Source organism: Polynucleobacter sp. JS-Mosq-20-D10 (genome assembly GCF_018687755.1).
Classification (GTDB): domain Bacteria; phylum Pseudomonadota; class Gammaproteobacteria; order Burkholderiales; family Burkholderiaceae; genus Polynucleobacter.
Genome location: NZ_CP061305.1, coordinates 1217437 through 1239977 on the forward strand (window position 1 = coordinate 1217437; position 22541 = coordinate 1239977).

The 22541-nt window shown below is 46.1% G+C and carries 20 protein-coding genes; 10 read left to right on the plus strand and 10 right to left on the minus strand.

Annotated features, from left to right (window positions below):
• The first annotated feature begins 38 nt into the window (after positions 1-38).
• A complete protein-coding gene (locus FD967_RS06250) occupies positions 39-437 on the plus strand; it encodes a hypothetical protein (protein ID WP_215325099.1) in 399 nt (132 codons plus the stop codon).
• 73 nt (positions 438-510) lie between these two features.
• Here the strand turns inward: FD967_RS06250 and FD967_RS06255 are convergent, their stop codons facing one another.
• The 3 genes from FD967_RS06255 to FD967_RS06265 all read right to left on the minus strand — a co-directional run bounded on the left by FD967_RS06255 (position 511) and on the right by FD967_RS06265 (position 3396).
• Positions 511-1038, minus strand: a complete 528-nt coding sequence (locus tag FD967_RS06255) for an HD domain-containing protein (RefSeq protein WP_215327208.1) — start codon at positions 1036-1038, stop codon at positions 511-513.
• A 145-nt stretch (positions 1039-1183) separates the two neighbouring features.
• Entirely contained in the window at positions 1184-2839 is a 1656-nt protein-coding gene (locus FD967_RS06260) for an ion transporter (protein WP_215325101.1), read from the minus strand.
• Positions 2836-3396, minus strand: a complete 561-nt coding sequence (locus FD967_RS06265) for a hypothetical protein (RefSeq protein ID WP_215325102.1) — start codon at positions 3394-3396, stop codon at positions 2836-2838. Before FD967_RS06265 ends, FD967_RS06260 begins: the two co-directional genes overlap by 4 nt.
• A gap of 105 nt (positions 3397-3501) precedes the next feature.
• Here FD967_RS06265 and FD967_RS06270 point away from each other — a divergent pair, with 105 nt between their 5' ends.
• Positions 3502-3681: a hypothetical protein gene (locus FD967_RS06270; protein WP_215325103.1), complete on the plus strand. Its 180-nt coding sequence runs from the start codon at positions 3502-3504 to the stop codon at positions 3679-3681.
• Between the two features lie 37 nt (positions 3682-3718).
• Positions 3719-4375 carry a putative quorum-sensing-regulated virulence factor gene (locus FD967_RS06275; protein WP_215325104.1) on the plus strand — a complete coding sequence of 219 codons (657 nt, stop codon included), beginning with the start codon at positions 3719-3721 and terminating at the stop codon, positions 4373-4375.
• Between the two features lie 19 nt (positions 4376-4394).
• Here FD967_RS06275 and FD967_RS06280 read toward each other — a convergent pair whose 3' ends face one another.
• From FD967_RS06280 to FD967_RS06290, 4 genes are all read right to left on the minus strand, one after another.
• Complete coding sequence (locus tag FD967_RS06280; protein WP_215325105.1) at positions 4395-4937, minus strand: TIGR00645 family protein; 543 nt, start codon at positions 4935-4937, stop codon at positions 4395-4397.
• A 145-nt stretch (positions 4938-5082) separates the two neighbouring features.
• Positions 5083-5214 (minus strand): hypothetical protein, encoded by a 132-nt coding sequence (locus FD967_RS10805; RefSeq protein ID WP_256441857.1) that lies wholly within the window; start codon positions 5212-5214, stop codon positions 5083-5085.
• A gap of 160 nt (positions 5215-5374) precedes the next feature.
• Positions 5375-6676 (minus strand): Y-family DNA polymerase, encoded by a 1302-nt coding sequence (locus FD967_RS06285; protein ID WP_215325106.1) that lies wholly within the window; start codon positions 6674-6676, stop codon positions 5375-5377.
• The gene (locus FD967_RS06290; RefSeq protein WP_251368989.1) at positions 6673-7161 is read right to left on the minus strand and encodes a LexA family transcriptional regulator; all 489 of its coding nucleotides are present in this window, start codon (positions 7159-7161) and stop codon (positions 6673-6675) included. The genes FD967_RS06285 and FD967_RS06290 overlap by 4 nt, the downstream gene beginning before the upstream one ends.
• A gap of 196 nt (positions 7162-7357) precedes the next feature.
• On the opposite strand from FD967_RS06290, the gene FD967_RS06295 reads away from it, so the two are divergent.
• Entirely contained in the window at positions 7358-8425 is a 1068-nt protein-coding gene (locus FD967_RS06295; protein WP_215325108.1) for a tartrate dehydrogenase, read from the plus strand.
• Positions 8422-9372, plus strand: a complete 951-nt coding sequence (locus tag FD967_RS06300) for a tripartite tricarboxylate transporter substrate binding protein (protein WP_215325109.1) — start codon at positions 8422-8424, stop codon at positions 9370-9372. The genes FD967_RS06295 and FD967_RS06300 overlap by 4 nt, the downstream gene beginning before the upstream one ends.
• 95 nt (positions 9373-9467) lie before the next feature.
• On the opposite strand, the gene FD967_RS06305 is transcribed toward FD967_RS06300, so the two are convergent.
• The 3 genes from FD967_RS06305 to FD967_RS06315 all read right to left on the minus strand — a co-directional run bounded on the left by FD967_RS06305 (position 9468) and on the right by FD967_RS06315 (position 16903).
• Positions 9468-10304, minus strand: a complete 837-nt coding sequence (locus FD967_RS06305; RefSeq protein WP_215325111.1) for a tetratricopeptide repeat protein — start codon at positions 10302-10304, stop codon at positions 9468-9470.
• A 111-nt stretch (positions 10305-10415) separates the two neighbouring features.
• Positions 10416-13922 carry an exodeoxyribonuclease V subunit beta gene (locus tag FD967_RS06310; protein ID WP_251368990.1) on the minus strand — a complete coding sequence of 1169 codons (3507 nt, stop codon included), beginning with the start codon at positions 13920-13922 and terminating at the stop codon, positions 10416-10418.
• Entirely contained in the window at positions 13919-16903 is a 2985-nt protein-coding gene (locus FD967_RS06315; RefSeq protein WP_215325115.1) for a PD-(D/E)XK nuclease family protein, read from the minus strand. The genes FD967_RS06310 and FD967_RS06315 overlap by 4 nt, the downstream gene beginning before the upstream one ends.
• 129 nt (positions 16904-17032) lie before the next feature.
• On the opposite strand from FD967_RS06315, the gene trxA reads away from it, so the two are divergent.
• The 5 genes from trxA to FD967_RS06340 all read left to right on the plus strand — a co-directional run bounded on the left by trxA (position 17033) and on the right by FD967_RS06340 (position 22541).
• Positions 17033-17359, plus strand: coding sequence for a thioredoxin TrxA (gene trxA, locus FD967_RS06320; RefSeq protein WP_215325117.1), 327 nt, complete (start codon positions 17033-17035; stop codon positions 17357-17359).
• A gap of 215 nt (positions 17360-17574) precedes the next feature.
• Positions 17575-18837 carry a transcription termination factor Rho gene (rho, locus tag FD967_RS06325; protein WP_046330324.1) on the plus strand — a complete coding sequence of 421 codons (1263 nt, stop codon included), beginning with the start codon at positions 17575-17577 and terminating at the stop codon, positions 18835-18837.
• Between the two features lie 146 nt (positions 18838-18983).
• The gene (locus FD967_RS06330) at positions 18984-19328 is read left to right on the plus strand and encodes a type B 50S ribosomal protein L31 (RefSeq protein ID WP_215325118.1); all 345 of its coding nucleotides are present in this window, start codon (positions 18984-18986) and stop codon (positions 19326-19328) included.
• Between the two features lie 90 nt (positions 19329-19418).
• The gene (locus FD967_RS06335; protein ID WP_215325119.1) at positions 19419-21146 is read left to right on the plus strand and encodes a glycosyltransferase family 39 protein; all 1728 of its coding nucleotides are present in this window, start codon (positions 19419-19421) and stop codon (positions 21144-21146) included.
• A 3-nt stretch (positions 21147-21149) separates the two neighbouring features.
• Positions 21150-22541, plus strand: coding sequence for an MATE family efflux transporter (locus FD967_RS06340; RefSeq protein WP_215325120.1), 1392 nt, complete (start codon positions 21150-21152; stop codon positions 22539-22541).

Below are 22541 nucleotides of genomic sequence, written 5' to 3' on the forward strand. Positions count from 1 at the left end.
TCAGTTACTACTTCAGTTACTACTCAACGGAATCCTCTATGCCTTTTAGAATTTCACCTAAAAATGAATTTCAAATTACAGAGCGTATGACCTACCGTAAAGACAATAAGGAGATTAACTGTGGTTTTCTGTGGAAAAGTGGTTCATTTATCACGGAAAATCCACCTAATTTTCTAGCGCAATATGATGAGCATATTGGTATTAGTGTGGGGAGTCAGGACTTTACAGAGGTGAATCTCTCTAGTGAAGGTCAGCATCTCATCTACTTCTCAGAGACCACTCCCAAAGACGAGCAAGCATCGCTCACCGAGATTTTTATGCATAGTAAAACCACAGATGATTTTGATATTGGCTTTCAACACAAAGGTTGGCAATTGGTCGATATGGATATTGTCATGTGGGGCGAGCTATCGATTACGAGCCATCAAGACCCATAGCAATTCACCCGGTATGTTACTTTATGGAGCTTGAATTTAGCTGGCAAGCTTTAGCACTAAAACAGAAAGCAGACTATTGGATTTGATGCACCTGATCCATTAAGCCATCAAAAATCTTTTCCATCTTCGAATTCGTTCCCCGAATACCGGCAATGACGGCAGCGGACCAGGCAAAATAATCTTGCTTACGCTGAAGATCCCAGCCTGTTGGCGGCGCGGCCAACATATCACGCAGGTTGCAAATCTTATCAGCGAGTTTAACTAGCTTAGCTTCGTGACTAGCAAAAGGAGCATGTTCAATTTGCAAGCGTTTACGCACTTCTTTAGTAAGGGACTTATCGTCACTAACCTCCATCACGATGGCAGCGACTTTTTTACCAAATTGAGCAACTAATTCTTCTTCGGTCGTTTGTGTATCTTCAATGACATCATGCAAGAGCGCTGCGCACAGTACATCCCAGGACATCACTCCGCCCTCGTTCACTAAAACGTTAACTAGCTCAATGGGGTGATTAATATACGGCGTAATTTGTGCATCTTTACGTCGCTGGTTTTTATGTTTCTCAGCTGAAAATGCCAGAGCATGGACAAAATGATTAATCATGATGTCACCTATTATAGGCACTGCAGTTGTGTTTGCCTATTCGCTCATGGACCACAAAAAACATTACTCAATACTAGCTTGCTCAATGATTGGAGGGCTTTTTATTACATTGGGTTATTGGATAACCCAATGTAGTGAGTAACTATGCATCTTTCTTAGGCTCTTTTGCCCCACTATGCTGTAAGAGTAACTTGAGCACATTACTTTGCAGCGCGGTGACATTACTCGGATTATCGGCAAATTTACCAAGCTCCTGTTGATCCGATACGCTCACAATTTGCTGTAGTTTGGAGATGGTGATCTTGAGCTGTTCTGCAGCAAGTTCAGGATGCTTCGATAAAAACTCTAGACTCATTTCGCTTGCGGCGGCTGCCTTAGGACCCTTACTGCCCTTGGCATCTGGCGCATGCTCCACACCCATCTCCACCTTGGCCTTTTCTAATAAGCGCGCAAGCTCTCCCTGAGATAGATGCAAACGCTTAGCCTCGGCCTCAATGAGTTCTTGTTCATCGGCTGAAATCACACCATCTTCTAGCATGTGATAGAGCTCATTCATCATTCTTTCGCGCTCAATCCGTAGTTGATCACTCAGCGCAGATGAAAGAATCGCTGCCGGAATCGCAAAAATACCAATTCCCAAGAGCGCTATGACAATGGTAACGGCTCTACCTGCAGGGGTAATGGGAGAAATGTCACCATAACCTACGCTGGCCAAAGTAATCACAGACCAATAAATTGCTTGGGGAATATTTTCAAACTTATCGGGCTGAGCTTCATGCTCAAAGACATAACCTAAACAGGCGGCGAGCATGACAAGTAATAGCAAAATGAAAACCGCAGCCTTCATGACAGGCCACTCGCGTTGAATCACAGTAAATAAGGATTGAGTGGCGCCAGAATAACGCGCTAGCTTTAGTAAACGCATCAATCTAAAGACTCGCAAGAAGCGCAAGTCAAAGAGGTGATGAAGCAGACTCTCTAAATAGAATGGCACAACTGCCATAAAATCAATAATGCTCGTTGGCCTACATGCGTATCTTAAGCGTCCTTTGAACCAAGCCTGGTACTTAGGATCCTCAGGGGCGCTATAAATCCTCATGATGTATTCTGTCGAGAAAATCACCACTGCAATAGTATCGAGAATAATAAATTCAGAATGTAGGTGGTAACTAATACTGTGGACTGATTCAAAAATCACAGCTAGCACCGACACAATGACCCAGGTCACGATAAACATATCAAAGATGTGATGTAGGTTACCGCTGGTCGGTGTTTCATTGACTAGGGCATAAATCTTATAACGATACGATTTGTCTTTGTTCAGCTCTAAAAACTCGTTGAACGCTGGTGCCAAAGCGCGAAAGAGCTTGAGTAAACGCAATAAACGCAGGGCTCTCAGAATCCGTAAATCAGCCTCAAAGAAAGCGCTTAAGTAGAACGGTAAAATCGATACCAAATCAATGAGGGCAAATGGGCTCTTGCAGTAAGCAAGACGAGGATATTTAGCCGAACTAAAGGCAGGATCTTCTGGGGCAACATACACGCGCAAGACGTATTCAATCGAAAAGATAGCCAGCGAGACCACATCAAAAATATGAAAGAGGTGTTCCCGAGTTTCATAGAACACCGGAATATGCTCAAGTACTAAACCTGCCATATTCAGTACGATCATGTACGTAATAAAGCGCTCGAACTGGTTGCAATAATTCGCTTTAATCTGGTGATTAAAGAACAAGTCAAATACCCGCTTACGGATGTGTAAGTTCAAACTAGACAATGAAATCGACTGGAGATTCATAATTTAAATTCTCCAATTCTGATCAAGTAAAAACCGGTATCGCAAAGACTGAGGCGAATTTGTAAGCCGCTCACGAGTCTTTCCCCAGGCTCTAATGGAGATGCCCCGGGAGGACCTGCCGGATTGGGGGTCAGTTTTTCAAAGATGAGAGCTCCACTATTGAGCAGATCTGATTTATTACATTTAGCTGTGTATGCTGGGCCAGCCGGATTTAAAAGATTGACATAGCTCTCAAAAGGACCTTTCGCACCAAAGAGTGTCTCAACACAATTTTTCCAGTGATTTGGTTTAACGCCCTTAAGCAATTTTTCATCTTCATCAATGGGGGTGCATACTGCAGGTTCAATGGGCTCATTGGCTTCGCTCTTGCTGGCAAGAGCCTCAAACCAGGTAATGATCTCTTCGGCATTATTTTGTGATGCCGCTACCTTTGCAGCATTTTGATAGTTCCCTATTCCGAGATAGATCACTAGAAGCACGTTAGCTAATATAGCCAAAATAAAGAAATAGTCCGAAACGCGCATCTCTCGAAATAAAATTTGGATATTCTTGCCCAACACGCTCTCCCAGCTTTTCCATGATCAAAAAGTGGCTATATTGCCGCTTTTAATTACTGTATATTCAGATTTTGAGTTAATAAGACTGTCACTCGGGGATTATCAATGTTTTTCCAAACGCTACTGCAAAATTTAATCAAGAAAAAGCCAGTTAAACCAACTGAGCCTACTCAAGATTTATCCCCAATGGCTCATAACATAATGCAAAAACTGGCTGAGCACGATAAAAACAAGGGTTTATCCCCAGATGTTGCTAGTAAGTCAGACATTCCAGGCAATAAGTAGATAGCCTGGCTTTAAGCGATTCTCTTTTAAGATTTTTATGCCCCAAGCCATTATTTTTGATGTTGAAGCCACCGATAAGACGGATGCCGTCATTATTGAAGCAGCCTCTTTAGATGTCACTTCAATTAATCCATTATCCGTTGGCAACCCTTGGGTACAACGTTATAACCCAGGTAAGCCGATTAGCTTAGGCGCACTAGCAACCCACCACATCTTGGATGAAGAATTGGTCAATTGCCCGGCTAGCAGCTCTTTTAGATTGCCTGCTGGTACCAAGTACATCATTGGCCATAGCGTGGATTTTGACTGGGAGGCGATTGGTAAGCCCGAAGTCAAACGCATTTGCACACTAGCGCTTGCCCGAAGTCTTTGGCCTGATCTCGATAGCCATACACAAAGTGCCCTGCTCTATCACTTTGAACGCTCGACGGCCAGAGAGCAACTGCGTGATGCTCATAGTGCTTTAGCGGATGTGTGGATTTGCTCCAAGATACTTGGGCAGATTATTGAGAAGCTCAAACCCACCTCTCTAGATGCTTTATGGGAGATGTCTGAAAAGGCTCGCATTCCGACCATCATGCCTTTTGGTAAACATAAGGGTGAGCTAATTAGCCAAGTACCATCGGACTACAAGCAATGGATGCTACGCCAAGACAATGTTTCTGAATACCTTCGCAAAGCATTGCAGACTTAAAGCTTCGCTTCTGACTTCCTTAGTGCTGCTTATGTGTTGAGGTCACTAGCTTTTCTGTATATGCAATCGCTACTGCTGAAAATACAAAGGTCATGTGAATAACGGTTTGCCACAGCAAAGTTTTTTCATCGTGCGAGGATGCATTAATAAAAGTCTTCAGTAAATGAATAGATGAAATACCAATAATGGCGGTTGCCAACTTCACCTTGAGTACGCCTGCATTGACATGAGATAACCACTCAGGCTGATCAGGGTGATTTTCTAACTCCAAACGTGAAACGAAAGTTTCCCAGCCGCCAACGATTACCATGACTAGCAAGTTAGAGATCATCACCACATCAATCAAGCCCAACACAATGAGCATGAGCGAAGTTTCTGTCATGTTCTTTTCTGACATCATGCTAATCAGATGGGCTAACTCTAACCAAAACTGCCAAACATAAACGCCCTGAGCCACAATCAGGCCAATGTAGAGTGGCGCCTGCAACCAGCGAGACATAAATATCCAGCGTGGCAGTGGGCGTAATTTCTTATCTATATAGGTTTGCTTGTCATCGATCATGTTTGGATTTTATCCATATTTATGACATTTTTATAGCCTCATTACACATATCTTGTGTAGGGGGATTCTGATGACTCTCGCCTTGACTGGGGAATAAGGAATCCGTGATTTCCTTATTCCCCTTCTAGGCAGCTGCTGCTTTTTCTTACTGATACTTACGGCTAAATACTGGAGTATTGCTACGCTCATTGCGCTTCGTGTTTTTTAGTACTGCGCAGTAAGACAAAATCATGATGATTGCAAGTGAAGCGCCGTTAAAGTTATTTAATAGTTCCATTTGTTTTCTCCTGGTGTGTATCTACGTTAATTGAGTTTTGTTTCTATGTATTCAGAATATTGGCTAACTAGCTCACAAAATGAGCCAGTAAAATTCGATTCGTTATTTGTTATTGTTTTCTTCATTTTTTATCGTTTTTGTTTGTTCTTTATGCGGTTCTTTAGCGCACTACCGGCAACTCATCCCACTGCGTGGTGTAGTTCGGCGACCTGTTGTTTGATCTCATTTGCCAATCTTGCTTAGTTCCAGATGCTGCGGTTTTAATGGCGGCATTACCAAAGCGGCTATTAATGGAGTCCATGGCCTTCATGAGTCCAGCGGACTTGCCTTTGACTTCCATGTCATCAAATAGCGATTGCTGCATCGTCGGTTTATCGGCCAAGAGATTCAGAATTACTCCTGCCTTCTTGTACTTAAAGCCTGCTTTGTAGATTTGCTTCAAACCTGTTAATGCGGCGCTAGTCAGCGTTAAGGTGTTGTCACTAGGATCACTCAGAACTACTGTGATGCTTTGATGATGTTGTGGCTCAAATGGTTTGTGCGGGTTAGTTTGCACAAAGATTGTGAGCGCGCCCGTAACCGACTTCTGGCTTCTGAGCTTCTCAGCGCCTCTTGCGGCATGAGTGGCAACAGACTCAGACAACCCTTCCATTGAAGTCACTGGCTTACCAAAACTTCTTGAGGAAATAATTTGTTGTTTAGCTGGCGCCACTTCTTCTAACTGTAGGCAAGATACTCCGCGCAACTCATAGCAAATACGCTCAATCACAACGCCAAACTGTTGACGCATGGCTTGTGGCGATATTTGCACTAGATCAAATATGCTATTGATCTTGAGCTCTTTGAGTTTCTTGGCAGTCTTCCCACCAATGCCCCACACCTCACCTACTGCTGTCTCGGCCATCCACTGATAGAGCACTGCTTTAGGCATTGAGCTGATGTCACACACGCCAGCAAACTGTGGGTTTTTTTTAGCCAAATGATTCGCTAATTTAGCAAGAGTCTTACTAGCCCCAATACCAACGCATACCGGCAAGCCTGTAGTGTCTTTAACATCTTGCTTCATGATTTGACCCAAGCTAGTGGGATCAGCATATTGCTTGAGTACTGTCTCGATTTGCAGAAAGCTCTCATCAATGCTGTAGACCTCTAAATTGGGCGTGAACTTTCTTAAGACTTCTACTACTCTGCCACTCATATCGCCATACAAGGTGTAGTTTGATGAATAGGCTTGGATACCATGTTGCTGAGCCAGATCTTTCATCTGAAACCAAGGTGTACCCATCTTCACACCCAGCGCTTTCACTTCAGCACTACGTGCTACGGCGCAACCATCGTTATTCGATAGCACCACCATCGGTACATCTTCCAGTTTGGGAGCGAATACACGCTCGCAAGATACATAGAAATTGTTTACATCGACCAGTGCGAAGAGTTGATTGGTTTGGCCGGCTTGGTTCATGCGGACCTTCCGTTTCTACTGCTAGCGTGGCTGTACTTGCGCACCACTCCAACGACTACACCCCAAATTTGGAGTTCGCTGTTCTCATTAAAGGTAATGGGCTCGTAATTGGAGTTCTCCGGCTGCAACTCGGTTTTGCCGCGCAATTGATACAGGCGCTTAATGGTGTACTCATCATCCACTACGGCAACCACAATGTCTTTATGTTTTGGTTTGAGGGCTTTATCGACCACCACCTTATCGCCATCACAAATACCCGCGCCCATCATCGAATCCCCTTTGACGGTAAACATGAAGGTGGCTGGCTTGTTTTGAACTAAATAGCTATTGAGATCAAGGCCTTCCTCAGCATAATCAGCCGCTGGACTCGGAAATCCTGCTGAGATGCGGTGACTTAATAGCTTGAACTCATATGCAGAATGAACCGCTAAGACTTGTGGAGCCTGGCTTAAGGTTACTTTTGGGGAGATCATCTGAGTCGTCATAGTGATTAATATACTGTATATCCATACAGTATATGTAAAAACCTTAAAAATGACTCTGTTTTTGTTGTTTTGCTGCTGATCACCCCTTTTTCTAGTCATAAACCCCAAGTTCTTTAGCGGGGGAAGCACCACATAATGATTGTGAAGATGCATGTTCAAGCTCATGCACTAATCAGAAAATAGCAGTAGGAGACGAATGAAGACTTACAAAATAGCTTCGATTCCGGGTGACGGCATTGGCAAAGAAGTCATACCTGAATGCGAGAAAGCATTAAACGCTTTAAGTAAAAAACATCCTCAGGCGACCTTTGCCTTTGAGCACTTTGATTGGGGCGGCGACTACTACCGCAAGCACGGCATCATGATGCCTCATGACGGCCTAGAACCCCTACGCTCTAAAGATGCCATCTTGTTTGGTTCAGCTGGCGATCCTGATATTCCGGATCATATTACGCTGTGGGGTTTGCGTCTCAAAATTTGCCAAGGCTTTGATCAATATGCCAATGTGCGCCCCACTCGTATTCTTCCTGGTATTCAAACTCCCTTACGCCATTGCAAGCCGGAACAATTGGACTGGGTGATTGTGCGTGAGAACTCAGAAGGCGAGTATTCCGGGGTAGGCGGCAGAGCCCACCAAGGCCACCCGATTGAAGTGGCGTCCGATATGAGCATCATGACGCGCGTTGGCGTAGAGCGTGTACAGCGCTTTGCATTTAAGCTCGCGCAGTCTCGCCCCCGTAAACACCTTACAGTCATTACCAAGTCCAATGCCCAGCGACACGGCATGGTGATGTGGGATGAAATCGCTCAGCTGGTAGCAAAAGATTTTCCAGATGTGACTTGGGATAAGGAACTGGTCGATGCTGCTACCGCTCGCATGGTCAATCGCCCTGAATCACTCGATACGATTGTGGCCACCAATTTGCATGCGGATGTCTTAAGTGATTTGGCGGCAGCGCTTGCCGGTAGCTTGGGCATTGCCCCCACCGCCAATCTTGATCCTGAAAGGCGCTATCCATCGATGTTTGAGCCAATTCACGGCTCAGCATTTGACATTATGGGTCAGGGTTTGGCAAATCCCATTGGTACATTTTGGTCCGCAGTCATGATGCTCGACTTCTTAGGAGAAAAGGAGCTTGGCAAGATACTCATGCATGCAATTGAAATCGTCACTGCAAATCCCCAATTACATACCCGTGATTTAGGAGGCTCTGCAATGATGAGTGATGTGACTAATGCAGTAATTCAGGAGATATCAAAATGAAAGTGTTTTCACTAATGAAGTTTGCCGTACTCTCTTTCAGCTTTATCTCAGTTGTCAGTGCACAGCCATTCCCTGATAAAACCATCCAATACATCATTCCCTTTCCACCCGCCGGAGAGTCAGACTTGGTGGCACGCTATCAAGCGGATATTTCTGCCAAAAAGTTTAAGCAACCAATGGTAGTCATGAATCGCGCCGGTGCCGGTGGTGCGCTTGTCTGGAGCGCTCTCAATACCTATCCTGCGGATGGCACTACAGTAGTCGGGGTCAATATTCCCCATACAATCTTGCAGCCATTGCAAGAAGGCATTCAGTACAAGACTGATGACATCAGCGCAATCTACTACTATCACTTCACTCCAGATGCCCTCATGGTCTCCGCTGATAGTCCTTATAAGACCTATCAAGAGCTGATTGCCGCCGCTAAAAAGGATCCCGGCAAGATCAATCTTGCTGGCTCTGCGCAATATTCTGCAAACCATATGGCAGTAGAGCGCTTAAATAAATTAGCAGGCGTGAAAATTAATTACGTTCCTTTTAAAGGTACGGGAGATTTAATTACTGCCTTAATTGGGATGCACGTAGATGGCGCCATGGGTTATCTACCCTTAGCGATTCAACAAAAATCTAAGGTCCGTACACTGGCGATTGCTACTGAAAAACGTAATCCTGCCCTACCAGATGTACCTACATTTAAAGAATTGGGTCTGAACTGGGTGGATGGTGCTTACCGCGGCGTTGCAGTACCTAAGGCTACGCCACTAGTCTTGCAACAAAAAATGTCTGATTATTTTGCACAGCTCAATGCCGATCCTGAAACGAAGAAAAAGCTAGAAGACTCAGGCTTTGTGATTGTCGATATCCCACTCTCAAAAATGCCGGCATTTATGAAAGAGAAAATTCCTCAGGCAATGGAAGATGCAAAGAATGCTGGGATGATTAAATAATTACTGAGTCAGTTGATAAAGCAATATATTAATTTGTCTTCATAAAAACAAAAGCTACCATGTCGGTAGCTTTTGTTTTGTGGGCAAAGTAAAAATCAGACGTCACTCATAAAATCGCCACCACCACTGTCATCCCATGAGCTGGCGCCACCATCGTCCCAAGAGCTGGCATCACGCACGCCAAAGTTTGGATCTAATGATGCTGGGCCACCAACTTGATTCAGATTAGGGTTAGAACCAGCATTGGAATGTCCGTTATCGTGACCACCCATCAGATTACTGGCTAATGCCTGGCCAGCATACATACCGGCACCTAATGCAGCACCTGTTGCGAGGCTGCCCATCAAGCCACTACCCATACCACCTGCAGCTGGGGCTCCGGGATAGCCAGGGCCGCCAGGACCGCCGGGATAGCCAGCGGGGCCACCTGGAGTTCCAGGGTAACCAGCGCTTGGGGCGTTGTAGACCTGTACCGCTTGATCTTTACGACGCTTCATCACAATAATGACGCCTACCACCAAGATGGCAATCAAACCCCAGAACAGTGGATTGCTAAAAATGGAAGATGAGGGCGAACTAGCAACAGAACTACCTGCGCCACTGGCGAGTTGTACTTGTAGTTTTTGCACGGATTCCGGTTGAGCAAAAGGCAAACCAGGAGCTAAGTTTTGCGCTTTAATGAAATGATCGCGCGCAACTTCTACCTTACCTTCCTTGAGATAAAGTTCAGATGCCACATAGTGCGCTTTTGCACTATTCGGATGGTTTTGGAGAACCTCTTTCATCATGGCATCGGCTTTAGCCATCTGCCCAGATTGCACCGCTTTATATACCTCTGGCAAAGTTGCCTCGGCAAATGCGACGTTGCTAGTTAACAATACCGCCGCTGCGAATACGCCAACAAATAAATTGATTACCTTACGAATGTTCATCAAGACTCCTTGTAGGATGTTTCGTGTGAATTTCATTATCCCTAGTTTGGGGATTTTTGCTATTCCCTACTCATATTGGGTCTTTAGGAGGGATTTCAAGGGGGCAAGGGCTTAAACCACTTCAGAAATTTCGCCCTTGGCAGAGATTAAATAGGCCTTAGCCAGCTTATCTGGGCGTATTCTGCCAAGCTCTTGTTTGTAGTTATTCAGCTGTGCGCGGTATTTGTTATGTGCCTCACTGCCCGCCTCAGGGATCGTGAGCTTGTAATCGAGGATGGCCAAGTGATCGTCAAATTCTACCAAGCGATCTAGGCGGAAGCTTTTGCCGTCTAGACTAACAACATCAATCTCATTCCAGGCCTGTACCCACTGATTTGCTGTGAGATATTGCGCAAGCTCTTGAGTATGGAGAACGGTATTTGCCTGGGCTAGCGCTTTATTTGCTAACTCCTCACTAACACCAAGCCAGCGAGCCACTTGATCTAAGCTCATGGACTCTGGATTTGTTGCACCAGTTTGCAGAGTGAGATGTTCTAGCAGTTGATGAAAGTGCACACCCTCTTCCAATATTTTTGAATTATCTGGTGTGCTGCTATCTTCTTGAAATATTTCCAAGCTCAAGCCGCTTTCGATATCTTTGAGCTGCTGCTCATGGCTCGTCTTAGCTGCATCCCAGGAAACCTCAAAGTCATCCATCATGAAATTCTTTGGATTGACCTTCTTTTGACTTACTAGCGCCTGTGTTTTACTTTCCGTCGACTCTAGTTGACCCTCATGAACAGTCAACTGCCCTAGTGTCGCTCTTCCATACCAAGACTTTTCATCTAGACCCGTAGGATTTTTTGCGGTGGGCGCTTTTGCTACACCACTAATCCAAAGCCCCTGCTTTGCTCTGGTCATTGCAACGTAAAGCAGATTCCAGTTTTCGCTCTTATCAATGAGCAACTCGCGCTCACGTACTTCACTACGAGGATTGGTTAAGGTAGCTAAGGTATACATCGACAAATGACTAGGACTCTCGCTCTCGGGCGGCCAATCCAATAAAACGCCACGATGATCCGCCTTGCCTTCAGTGTGGTTTGCGTCGAGCATGATCACAAATGGTGATTCCAAACCTTTTGCTCCGTGAATAGTCATCATGCGTACGCGCTTGTTTTTATCTTCCTCAGATAACTCACTCTCTTCATCTAGCTCAGCCAGATCAGGCTCAGCATCCACATCACCTTCATCTGGAGTTTCATCATCATCGCCACGACGAATGGTATTGATCTCTTCAATAAAGCGACCCAGGCTTGGATAACGGCCGCCATCCTGATTGAGTGCAAGTTCCAGAAAAGCATCCAGGTTGGCCAAGACTTGCGCACGGGCAATTTCTTGAGAGACGCTCGCATATTTGATGCGCAAGTCACTCTCTTGATAGATACGATCGAGTAAGTCATGAACTGGTAGGCGCTCACCTAGCATGCGCCAATGCTCTAAATAACGTGCTGCCTGCATTAACCCTGCATCCGGACTATCTTGCAAAGCATCCCACCAAGAGCGATATTGATCTGATGCCATTGCCATGGCAAGAATTTGCATTTGATTTTCGACAAATGCAAAGATCGGGCTTCTCAATACTTGCGCAAGTGGCAAATCATGGCGTGGCGTAACTAGGACCGTTAAGAGCGCGATAAGATCATCAATCTCTAGGGTATTTAATAATCCACCTAGTCTTGAGCTCTCAAAAGCCAAACCTGACTCACGTAGTGCACGCTCAAATTGCGGAAGGTACTTGCGGCGCTTCACTAGTAATAAGAAATCACTTTCTCTAGCCTTGCGCCAGACTTCTTTTCCATTCTCACGATCGACTACAGGACGTGTCTGAATGAGATGCTGTATCAATGCGCTGACCCGCTTCCCCTCAACGTAGCGCTGAGTGACATCAGCAGTTTGTCGCGCATCTACAATCGCCCGCTCAAAAGCACTGCCCGCTCTTTGCTCAAGCTCTTCGGCCTCGTATTTCACGAGGGGTAATAAATAAGCTTCACCCTCGCTTGAGTATTGTGGGTTTAGAGTATTTCCTGCTGGCGCTTTCCACAGGGTTTTTTGCGCTGTAAATGGATAGGACTCAGGCAATTGATCGGTACCGAATATCTGATTGACTGCTTCATTAATTTTCGGAGCATTACGACGGGTCGTATTTTGATTCAATGAGGCTGCATTCATTTCTTTTAATAAGAAAGCCTGCGCATCATTAAATAATCTCGGGTCAGCTCGGCGGAATCGATAAATTGATTGCTTGGGATCTCCTACGATAAAGACGGTGGGTTTGGATTCATCCTGGCCATAGCCTTCTAACCATGCCCGCAGAATTTGCCACTGCAAGGGATTGGTATCCTGAAATTCATCTACTAAAATATGTTTGTACTTCGCATCTAGTCGAGACTGCAAATAGGCTGCATTAGCAGAGTCCGCCATTAACTGACTGACCCCTATTTCCAAGTCATCAAAGTCACGAACACGCATAGACTCTTTAGTGGCACTGACGTGCTCCATCATCGCGGCACTCATTGAAAACCAGGCTTCATTTAGTGCGTAGGCTTCCTGCTCTTTTTTCCAGGCAACAAATTCTAAGAAAGATGCTGCCCAAGCCTGCTTATAAGTTACATGCTCTTGCTCGCGATCTAGCTCACCCACTTTTTTGAGGTATTTCTTGAGATCACCTGCGGCTTTGTCGTTCGAGGTGCGATTGGTGTCGTCCTGAGTCAAAAATACTGACTGCAATATCGATGCTATTTCCATCACATCGCCACCGTCGGATTTTAAGTCGATTGCCATCTGAATAGTGGACGCATAGGCCATTTCAGTAGCACTGCTATTACTGAAGCAACGAAGTAAATACTCTAAGTCTGCTTTGGCGTTAATGGCATTCCACGTTCGATTGAGCGGATTGTTAATCTTCAGCCTTGCTAAATCATTTTTGAGCTTCTCAATCGGAGTGGTGCCATGTGCTTTGCATGCTTGGGAGAAAAATACCCAAGCGCCTCTTTGCTTAAAAAGGCTGTATTTACTCATTAAGAACTTTTGCGTCTCACTTGCGCCAAGCGTCTTTAGCAAGGCGTCGTAATGGGTTGCAATACCCTCGGGCAAATTACCCCACCAATCATCTAGACACTCATCTTGCAAACGCTTTGCATCTTCTCGCAGACTAAAACCGGGCTGAATACCGGTTGAGATCGGCGCCGCACCTAAGAGCCTACCAAACCAACCATGGAAGGTATCGATCACAATGCCTTGCGGGCTTGATAGTACTTTGGCATAGAGAGACTTGGCGGTAGGTAGTAATGCTTTCGCCTCATCGGTATTCAGACCGCGATCAGTTAAATGCTGAAGCAACTGCTCATCACTCGATTGCGAAAACTCTTCCAACAAACGATAAAGGCGATCACGCATCTCTTGTGCTGCTTTTCGGGTGAAAGTGAGTGCGAGGATTTCTTGAGGCTTGGCTCCTGCTAACAGGAGGCGAGCCATTCGGGTGACCAATAGCCAAGTCTTTCCGCTACCTGCGCATGCAGATACGATCACTGAGCGATTGGGATCGCAAGCAATCGCAACTGGGAAAGTAGAGTTACTCACCACATCCCCTTTCTGCATATGCCCCTGGCTTCACAATATTGGCAGACGCTATCGGGTGCAAATGCCTTGAGAGGCTTACCTGACCAAAGTGATTGCACATCCTCAGTCATTTGCTCAGAAAATGCTTGCATAAGGTCTGGCATTTCTGCGATGACTACCGAACGTTCAGCCCCATCGCCATCTTTCTTCACCTCAGCCTTTAAGGCAACCCACTCGGCAGCACTCACTGCGCGCCCTGGGATCTCTTTACCTTCATTGGAGGCCCTGGCATAGATTAATAACTGAGGGTCATCTAGTACCGCCTCTGAGCGCTGCTTTACTTTAGTAAGATTCTGATTCTTATAGTCAATGACCGATGCGAGCTCAGGGTCATGAACGCTCACATCAAAGCGATCTGCATAACCCTCAATTCGAATGTGCCGCTCGTTACCATCTATATCCGTAAATGGCAGATCAAAGCCAACCTTCACTTCAGCATCATGGAACTGCCAACCTCGAGCTTCACGATCTAACTGCCATTGAATAAAACTCGGGATTTGTTTTTGCCAATCCCTTAAGACACCTAAAACTCTGGCATCACCTTCGATTAAACGCTTAAAGACTTGTTCGGAGATGAGTATGAGTTGATCCTGCATCCAAGCGCTACGTAGCTTTGCATCAGTGACAATGGTTGAGAGTGATTTTTGCTTCTCACTTTTCATAGCGTGATAAAAGTTACGCAAGATCTTGTGTAGCGTTTGCCCAGCGAGAGAGGCATCAAAGCCCTCTTCAAAGCCCTTTAGCTTACGTAAGCCTAGTAGGCTGCGAACGTAGTATCGATAAGGGCAGTCACGCAAAGCTTTGTAAGCACTTGGACTCATCGAGACCGGCATCGGCAAATCCGAATCCAATGTTGCGATCGCCATTTGTGATGGGGCTGCTGTAGCACTGCGAGGTGTAAATAAGGCACTGGCATTTTGTGCCTGCCAATCGGGCAAACCCATTTGAAGGCGCTGGATCCAAGCAGATGGTCTTAGTGGCTCTCCACTTTTGCTCTTGCTTTGCCAAAGGAGATCGATACTTTGAAAGGAGATGAGTAGTTGAGATAAATCTCGCGCCTGCTGAATAAACTGAGCCTCGATACTCGATCCACCCAAGAGTCGATTCAAGGCATCTGAGAAAAATAATGGTGGCTCTGAAAACGCGGGAAGTTGCTGTTCGTCACAACCCACCATCACAACAGATTCAAATTCTCTAAAACGAGTGGAGCTGAGTGGCAGGATGCTTAAAGTAGCCGCTGCATTGATACCCTTCTCTTCATAAGAAGACTCTTCGATGACAGTCTTTAATAAACTCAGCCATTCATTGAGGCGCATGGAAATTTGCTGATGCTCTACATCAAAATCAAATGTTTCCAAAAGCTCAAGCAATTGCTTGCCAGCAGAATCTTTTTCTAAGCCCTGGATCATTCCCATTAGCTCAAGATCATCCATCAAATACTGATGCGCAAGAGCGCAATTGATCTTAATTCCACGCCAGCGATTGAGTCGGCCACGAATGGATTGCAGGAGCTCTAGTAAAAGCGGATTAGGTGCAGTAGAGCGATGCGCGACCGATCCCTCGATCGCCATATGAAAAGTTTCCCAGCCAGATTTGGCCTGGCTAGCAATCAAAATGTCTTCGAGATGTGCCACTAATCCATTTAAGGATTCTGCATCACGCGCACTGTTTGCGTTAAGACACTTACCAAGGCCTAAGAATGGATTTTGCAAGAACTCCAACAGGTCAGCGGCGCTAGGCCCTTCAGGTGGAGCACGTAATAACTCAAGCCAACTATTGAGTGCCGCAGCCGCTCTGGTAGTGGATAACTTCCAACCAGTTTCATCCTGAATTTTAAGGGATGATCCAAGGCGTGCGAGCAAGGCACGCGCCCTTCTCGCAACTAGGCGATCTTGTGCTACTAAGGCGATATTCGTTTTACCGCTGATTAAATGTTGCTCAATTGTTTTGGCTGTTGCCCACGCTAACTCTTCAAATCGATTTGCGGCAACTAAACGCCAATGCTCTGGATACACATTATTAATGTTGGCTTGAATGGTTTGCAGCTTTTGCTCTTCAGGCATCTGTGGGCTTAATGCCTCTGCCCAGAGTGCAACCGATTCCCAATTCATCGTCACCTCAACTGCTGTGGCGTACTGCGCATAGTCCTCTAAATAGCCTTGAATAAGTTGCTTATCAATCGGAGTTGGGTCTGCTGTCTCCACCCAAATCAAAGGCCTTACATTTGCTTGTGCAATTTTCTTAGCAGCCTCAAGATGGGCGGCCATAGCAAATTGCTTTCTGAATGCGGGATCACTTGGGCTGGTGATGTATCTCCAGAATGTCAGCAGTACTTGTGCTTCTTGATCCACTACTTTTCTAGCAAGTGCTGGGTATGCCTGTCCGATAGTGCGATCCAATAATGGCTCTAGAGTTTCGATCCAAGATTGCGTGTTTTGAGTAACGAGTTCTTTTTGATGAATGATGAGCTTGTGTAGCTCCTGCTGAAGACCGGGCGCTATTGAGTTAGATAAGGTATCGCAAGCTGCAATGATGGCTTGCGCCAATCCCCATGACCCCGCTTCGGTTTCGGCCTTAAACCAGGCTTGTAGTTCTTTGTGTTTGCGAAGCGTGGCAAATACAGATAACCATCGCTCTAAATCAGTTTGTTTTTTGGGGAATTTCCATGCGCCTGGCGCTGCTTCTAGCCAGTCGTTAAAACTCATGACTTGGGGTAGAAAGGCAATATGGCTCGGCAAATCCTTGGGTCGATGCTTCTCTAAAGCGGCTCTCACCCCCATTAATGGGCCTGCCGTACTCAGCACCACTAAGGGGCGCTGGTTCGTTTGCACTGCACAACTCCAAATGCCCTCGGCGAGCGATTTCAGAGCGCCGGCATTAGGCGCTATTGCCCAAGCATGTGGCTGCTTTTGCTCGTTTATGGTCGGAAATGCGTGCGACATTGAGAGTGGTTTTGGGGCTAGTTTGAGGGCGATTGTTAGAATTTAGGCAGAATGTGTGGCTTATTGCTAATATAAGCGCTGTAACGTAATAACTATATAAAACTAAATAAGACTAATTAAGGAATTTTCATGAGTGCCGGCATCAAATATGTAACTGACGCTTCTTTCGAGCAAGACGTTCTCAAGTCCGATAAACCTGTTCTCTTGGACTTCTGGGCTGAGTGGTGTGGTCCTTGCAAGATGATCGGCCCTATCCTGGAAGAGCTGGCTGGTGAATACGGCGGCAAGATCCAAATCGCCAAGATGAATGTGGATGAGAACCAAGGCGTTCCTGCCCAGTTCAATATTCGTGGCATTCCTACACTGATCCTCTTTAAGAACGGTACTGTTGCTGCCCAAAAAGTAGGCGCTTTGGCCAAATCGCAGTTGACCGCCTTTATTGATAGTCATCTGTAAATAGTCGTCGATCACAGGTTCACTGGGTGAGCCTGTGGTTTTTAGCTGTTTTTAGTGTAATATCTGTTTTATCAGTAGTTCAACGCACTTTAAGTGCACCTCTTTTTTAGCAAAATCCCCCCCCCAAACATTCCGCTTTTCAATTCTGTCTGATATCCATCTAGACAGCGATATCCCAAAACACATTTACATCCTTATTCACACCCGAGAACCACATGCAATTATCTGAACTCAAAGTACTCCACGTATCCGCCCTGCTTGAAATGGCAGCTAGCCTGGAGATTGAAAATACGCAACGTATGCGCAAACAGGAGTTGATGTTTGCCATTCTGAAGAAGCGCGCCAAGGAAGGTGAATCTGTTTTTGGTGATGGCACCTTGGAAGTTTTGCCTGACGGCTTTGGCTTCTTGCGCTCCCCAGATGCCTCTTATATGGCTTCTCCCGACGACATCTATATCTCCCCCGCTCAGATTCGCCGCTTTAACCTGCACACTGGTGACAGCGTTGAAGGCGAGGTTCGCACCCCTAAGGATGGCGAGCGTTACTTTGCATTGGTTAAGGTAGACAAAATTAACGGTTTGGCTCCTGAGGCCCTGAAGAACCGCATCATGTTCGAGAACTTAACGCCATTGCACCCAAATCGCGTTATTCAATTGGAACGTGACATCAAGGCGGAAGAGAATTTAACTGGCCGCATCATCGATATGATCTCCCCGATTGGCTATGGTCAGCGTGGCTTGATCGTGTCTTCACCAAAATCCGGCAAGACCGTGATGATGCAACATATTGCACATGCCATTTCTGCAAACAATCCCGACGCCATCTTGATCGTATTGTTGGTGGATGAGCGCCCTGAAGAAGTTACTGAAATGCAACGCTCTGTTCGTGGCGAAGTCGTTGCCTCGACCTTTGATGAGCCAGCTGTCCGTCACGTTCAGGTTGCCGAGATGGTGATTGAAAAAGCCAAGCGCTTAGTCGAGATGAAAAAAGATGTCATCATCTTACTTGACTCGATTACCCGTTTGGCTCGTGCCTACAATACTGTCATTCCTTCATCTGGAAAAGTACTCTCTGGTGGTGTGGATGCAAATGCATTACAACGTCCAAAACGCTTCTTTGGTGCGGCGCGTAACGTGGAAGAAGGCGGCTCACTCACCATCATTGCTACCGCCTTAATTGAAACAGGTAGCCGTATGGATGACCTCATCTACGAAGAGTTCAAAGGTACCGGTAATATGGAAGTACACCTTGAGCGTCGTTTAGCTGAGCGTCGTGTTTACCCATCGATTAATCTCAACAAGTCTGGCACCCGCCGTGAAGAGTTGCTGGTTAAAGCAGAAAATCTCCAGAAAATCTGGGTATTGCGTAAATTATTGGCCGATATGGACGATATTGAGGCAATGAACTTTATCGTTGATAAACTCAAATCCACCAAAAACAACGGTGAATTCTTCGATTTAATGCGCAAGGGTGGCTAATTTAGGCTCTCGGAGTCGGTAAAAGTGCGCTTTGTTGTTGATTTCATGGCATAATTTCGCTTTTACCGCTTTAATAATTTGCATTTAACTTGGGTAAGTATTTAGGTCCTTGGACCAAAACGGCTGCCCGCTAATAGGACTTAATAATGAAACCTGGCATTCACCCCGAATATCGTGAAATCGTCTTTGTAGACGTTTCTAATAACTTCAGCTTCAAGACTCGCTCCACAATGTCTACTAAAGAGACAATCAAGTGGGAAGATGGCAAGGAATATCCATTAGCCAAGATCGAGACTTCATCTGAGTCACACCCTTTCTACACTGGCACCCAGAAGATTATGGATACTGCCGGTCGTGTTGAGAAATTCCGTCAGAAATTCGGTACTAAAGCGGTTGCTAAAGCTACCGGTGATGGCGCTGCTAAAACAGCTGAGAAAAAAGCTGCTGCTGCAGAAGCTAAAGCTGCTGAAAAGCCAGCTAAGAAGAAGTAATAGGCTTACTCAACAAAGGGGCTGGACATTCACCCTCCCCTGCGAGATAATTAAGGCAGCGTTTGCTGCCTTTTTTATTGCTATTTTTATATGGTCAAACTCACCGCCGCCGCCACCACCTCCATTCCACGCATTATTATTTTTGCGCTGACCTTGGTCTATGGTTTTGCCGGACTCTTTGCGCGTGACCCCTGGAAGAACGAGGATGCCATTGGATTTGGTGGCATGTGGACTTTGCACAGTGGCAAAGCAATCGACTGGATTGTTCCGCACCTTGAGGGACGTGATGTTTCTCTTGGTACACCCTTTCCCTACTGGCTAGGCGCCACTCTGATGGATTTGTTTGGCCCATTCATTGGAGAGGCTAATGCGGCACGTCTTTATGCAGCAGTTTGCTTTTTTGCTTCTGCTCTAGCCATTTGGTATGCGACCTACCTATTAGGACGTCGCCCAGAGGTGCAGCCGATGGTACTGGCAGTTGGTGGTCAGCCTGGTCGTAAAAATTACGGCATGACTTTGGCCGATGGTGCGCTACTGATTTTCCTAGCCTGCGTTGGCCTTGCACAACGTGCACATGAGACTACGCCGATGATGGCGCAACTCATGGGCATCAGCATTGTCTTGTATGGCACAGTGCGCGGTTTAGATAAACCCTGGCAAGGCGGTCTCTGGACTGGTCTTGGTATTGCGATCGTTGCACTCTCGAGCAATCTGACGCTCAGCCTCATCATCGTCAGCTCCACCATCATTGCAGTGATTGCCAGTAATGCGAAGTTACGCTTTCGCTGGACCTTAGCTAGTACGGTCTTAGGACTGATTGGTTTTACAATTTGGCCGGCACTTTGGTATTTGGGTAATCTCTCTCCTGAGTGGCGTCATATCGCAGAAGAAGGTTGGCGCAATGTACCAGAAATGCGCGCAACACCTTCTGTTGAATCCCTAGGATTTTTGAGCGTTAACTTCTGGGCTTACGCTTGGCCAGTTTGGCCATTGGCTATCATCTCCCTCGCACATTGGGGTCGAGTAAAGGAGGCGGGGCAATGGCGCGCTCCTCATCTGTGCATTCCGCTGAGTTTGTTTATTGGTTGCTTGATTTATGTTCTGTTCCGCCTAGAGGCAAACGAACATGACCTCATTGTTTTGATTCCAAGTTTATCGATCATTGCTGCATTTAGTTTACCGATTCTTAAACGTGGTCTGATCAGCTTTATTGATTGGTTTGCCATGTTTAGCTTCACCATGATTGCTTTGGCCATTTGGATTATTTGGCTTGCTAAGGTGACCGGCTTCCCAGAATCAACCGCTACAAATTTAGCAAGACTATTACCTGGCTTCCAGGCGCAGTTTGATTACACTGGCTTTCTGGTTGCGCTTCTGATTACCGGCGTCTGGTTAGCGATTGTGCGCTGGAGAACTTCTCGTGCCCCAAAAGAAATCTGGCGCTGCCTCATCATTTCTGCCTCGGGCACTACCTTGATGTGGGTTCTCTTGATGACTTTGTGGCTACCAACGATTAATTACGCCAAGACCTATCGCTATGTTTCTGATCGTCTAGAAACGATTATTGCCAATACGCCAGGATGCATTGACACCACCAATCTAGGTCCAGCTCAATTGGCCTCATTTAGCTATTTCACAAAACTTGCTTTGCGTGATGATTCCAACTGCAATCTGATGTTGACTCACAGCTCTTTAGAGGCAAAGGCATACGCCAGTCTCAATAAAAAGAAAATTGAATTACTCTGGGAAGATCGCCGTGCGTCTGATCGTGATGAGCGTCTGCGCCTCTATCAAATTACCCCTGCAGGTAAAGAATAAAACGTGCTGCACTTTAAATTATCGCGTTTGCGCGAGGATATCCCCTCCCTTCTAAAACTTGCGGGCCCACTACTGATTGGTCAGCTAGCAGTCATTACCTTTGGCGTTTTAGATACGGCTATGACTGCGCGCTATTCTGCCGATGACTTAGCTGCTCTGGCGATGGCTTCAGCTATCTTTATTAGTATTTATGTTGGTCTCACCGGCGTGATCTCTGCCCTCGCCCCAATTGCCGGACAACTCTTTGGCGCTAAGCGTTTTGGTGAGATTGGTGAAGAAGTGCGTCAAGCCACCTGGCTCGCTCTTGGACTCACCCTATTGGGTACTGCAATCTTGCTCAATGCAAATCACTTACTGCAAATCTCTCAGGTAACTCCAGATATTGAAGGTAAAGCCAAGCTGTATCTCCATATCCTGGCAATTGGTTTACCTGCCAGTATGGCAATGCGCGTGCTCATGGCGCTGCACAATGCCGTTTCAAGACCAACAGTCATTACCGTAGTGCAACTGATTGGTTTGGGATTAAAACTACCACTCAATCTCTTATTTATTTATGGAGGCTTTGGTATTGAAGGTATGGGTGGACCAGGTTGCGCAGTAGCCACTGTCATCATCAATTGGTTCTGGCTCATCATCACGCTTGGTTTCGTGCTCTTTGATAGCTTCTACAAGCCATTCAAAATCTTTGCACGCTTTAGTTGGCCCGACTGGCATCGCATCTGGACCCTTCTGAAATTGGGCGCGCCAATTGGCTTTAGTTATTTAATTGAAGTGACCTCCTTCACCTTCATGTCACTCTTTATTGCGCGCTTAGGTACCACCGCTTTAGCAGGCCATCAAATTGTGGCCAATATGGGGACGGTAATTTACATGGTGCCCCTATCCCTATCGATTGCCACGATGACCCTGGTATCCCAATCCATTGGTGCAGATAAACAAGAACGTGCAGAAGAAATTGGCTGGTCATCGGTTTTCTTCACCACTACTTTGTGTGTTTTCATCGGTGTGATGGTGTGGATTTTTAGAGCGAACTTGCTAGACCTTTACGATCCACCGGACGAGGTAAAGGCATTCTCTATTCCACTCTTTTTGTTTATTGCTTTTTACCAACTCTTTGATGCCTTGCAAGTTACTGCAGCATTTATTCTGCGCGCCTATCGAATTGCCCTCTGGCCTATGCTGATTTATGCAGGCTCACTTTGGGGCGTAGGCTTAGGTGGCGGATATTTGATGGGCTTTAATGTATTTGGCAATACCCCGGAGTTTTTGCAGGGTGCTAATGGCTTTTGGGCTGGCAATAGTATGAGCTTAGGATTGGCTGCACTACTCTTGCTCTACCTCTTTAGAAGAACGGCAGCACGCTTTGAGAAAACGCATCCGCCGGTTCAGGTTTAA

Coding starts and splice junctions, on each gene's coding strand:
- FD967_RS06250 (WP_215325099.1), top strand. CDS start 39: ATGCCTTTTAGAATTTCACCTAAAAATGAATTTCAAATTACAGAGCGT.
- FD967_RS06260 (WP_215325101.1), bottom strand. CDS start 2,839: ATGAATCTCCAGTCGATTTCATTGTCTAGTTTGAACTTACACATCCGT.
- FD967_RS06270 (WP_215325103.1), top strand. CDS start 3,502: ATGTTTTTCCAAACGCTACTGCAAAATTTAATCAAGAAAAAGCCAGTT.
- FD967_RS06275 (WP_215325104.1), top strand. CDS start 3,719: ATGCCCCAAGCCATTATTTTTGATGTTGAAGCCACCGATAAGACGGAT.
- FD967_RS06280 (WP_215325105.1), bottom strand. CDS start 4,937: ATGATCGATGACAAGCAAACCTATATAGATAAGAAATTACGCCCACTG.
- FD967_RS10805 (WP_256441857.1), bottom strand. CDS start 5,214: ATGGAACTATTAAATAACTTTAACGGCGCTTCACTTGCAATCATCATG.
- FD967_RS06285 (WP_215325106.1), bottom strand. CDS start 6,676: ATGAACCAAGCCGGCCAAACCAATCAACTCTTCGCACTGGTCGATGTA.
- FD967_RS06290 (WP_251368989.1), bottom strand. CDS start 7,161: ATGACGACTCAGATGATCTCCCCAAAAGTAACCTTAAGCCAGGCTCCA.
- FD967_RS06295 (WP_215325108.1), top strand. CDS start 7,358: ATGAAGACTTACAAAATAGCTTCGATTCCGGGTGACGGCATTGGCAAA.
- FD967_RS06300 (WP_215325109.1), top strand. CDS start 8,422: ATGAAAGTGTTTTCACTAATGAAGTTTGCCGTACTCTCTTTCAGCTTT.
- FD967_RS06305 (WP_215325111.1), bottom strand. CDS start 10,304: ATGAACATTCGTAAGGTAATCAATTTATTTGTTGGCGTATTCGCAGCG.
- FD967_RS06315 (WP_215325115.1), bottom strand. CDS start 16,903: ATGTCGCACGCATTTCCGACCATAAACGAGCAAAAGCAGCCACATGCT.
- trxA (WP_215325117.1), top strand. CDS start 17,033: ATGAGTGCCGGCATCAAATATGTAACTGACGCTTCTTTCGAGCAAGAC.
- rho (WP_046330324.1), top strand. CDS start 17,575: ATGCAATTATCTGAACTCAAAGTACTCCACGTATCCGCCCTGCTTGAA.
- FD967_RS06330 (WP_215325118.1), top strand. CDS start 18,984: ATGAAACCTGGCATTCACCCCGAATATCGTGAAATCGTCTTTGTAGAC.
- FD967_RS06335 (WP_215325119.1), top strand. CDS start 19,419: ATGGTCAAACTCACCGCCGCCGCCACCACCTCCATTCCACGCATTATT.